Raw genomic sequence first — 1,663 nt, 5'->3', positions numbered from 1 at the left:
GAACCGCACAGTGGACGCGTAGCATCTTTGTGAGTCAAGTTATCGGCTTATTAGTACCGGTCAGCTCCACACATTGCTGTGCTTCCACATCCGGCCTATCAACCCAGTCGTCTAGCTGGGAGCCTCTCGCCCTCGCGGGCCTGGAAACCTCATCTTGAAACGTGCTTCCCGCTTAGATGCTTTCAGCGGTTATCCCTTCCGAACGTAGCTAACCAGCCGTGCCCTTGGCAGGACAACTGGCACACCAGAGGTTCGTCCGTCCCGGTCCTCTCGTACTAGGGACAGCCCTTCTCAAGATTCCTACGCGCACAGCGGATAGGGACCGAACTGTCTCACGACGTTCTAAACCCAGCTCGCGTACCGCTTTAATGGGCGAACAGCCCAACCCTTGGGACCTACTCCAGCCCCAGGATGCGACGAGCCGACATCGAGGTGCCAAACCATGCCGTCGATATGGACTCTTGGGCAAGATCAGCCTGTTATCCCCGGGGTACCTTTTATCCGTTGAGCGACGGCGCTTCCACAAGCCACCGCCGGATCACTAGTCCCGACTTTCGTCCCTGCTCGACCCGTCGGTCTCACAGTCAAGCTCCCTTGTGCACTTACACTCAACACCTGATTGCCAACCAGGCTGAGGGAACCTTTGGGCGCCTCCGTTACTCTTTAGGAGGCAACCGCCCCAGTTAAACTACCCATCAGACACTGTCCCTGATCCGGATCACGGACCGAGGTTAGACATCCAGCACGACCAGAGTGGTATTTCAACGATGACTCCACCATCACTGGCGTGACGGCTTCACAGTCTCCCACCTATCCTACACAAGCCGTACCGAACACCAATACCAAGCTGTAGTAAAGGTCCCGGGGTCTTTCCGTCCTGCTGCGCGTAACGAGCATCTTTACTCGTAGTGCAATTTCGCCGAGTTCGTGGTTGAGACAGTGGAGAAGTCGTTACGCCATTCGTGCAGGTCGGAACTTACCCGACAAGGAATTTCGCTACCTTAGGATGGTTATAGTTACCACCGCCGTTTACTGGCGCTTAAGTTCTCAGCTTCGCCGTGAGGCTAACCGGTCCCCTTAACGTTCCAGCACCGGGCAGGCGTCAGTCCGTATACATCGTCTTGCGACTTCGCACGGACCTGTGTTTTTAGTAAACAGTCGCTTCTCCCTGGTCTCTGCGGCCGATCACGCTCCCCCAGCAAGTGGGTTCACGATCAGGGCCCCCCTTCTCCCGAAGTTACGGGGGCATTTTGCCGAGTTCCTTAACCATAGTTCACCCGAACGCCTCGGTATTCTCTACCTGACCACCTGAGTCGGTTTGGGGTACGGGCGGCTCGAACCTCGCTAGAAGTTTTTCTCGGCAGCATAGGATCACCCTCTTCCCGCATTCGCGGTCACTATCAGGTCTCAGGCTTACAATTAAATGCAGCGATCCGGATTTGCCTGGATCGCGCCCTACACCCTTGGACGTGGACAACCATCGCCACGCGGAGGCTACCTTCCTGCGTCACTCCATCGCTTGACTACTACCAGATCGGGTCGTGCGCTCCACCGGCCCGATGGGACCGAAGTCCCGGTGAACCGGTTTCAGGCACTTAGCATCACTGGGTTCATCATGGGCGGTTCTTCGCCGGTTCCGGAATATCAACCGGATGTCCATCGA

1 rRNA gene is annotated in these 1,663 nt (G+C 56.6%); it reads right to left on the bottom strand.

From position 1 onward, the window contains the following. Positions 1–30: 30 nt before the first annotated feature. A 23S ribosomal RNA gene (locus ACFVTJ_RS25390) occupies positions 31–1,663 on the bottom strand; the annotation flags it as partial.

It is taken from the genome of Agrobacterium sp. NPDC058088 (assembly GCF_042885035.1).
In the GTDB taxonomy this organism is placed as follows: domain Bacteria; phylum Pseudomonadota; class Alphaproteobacteria; order Rhizobiales; family Rhizobiaceae; genus Agrobacterium.
This window is presented reverse-complemented; position numbering and strand designations above follow the sequence as displayed.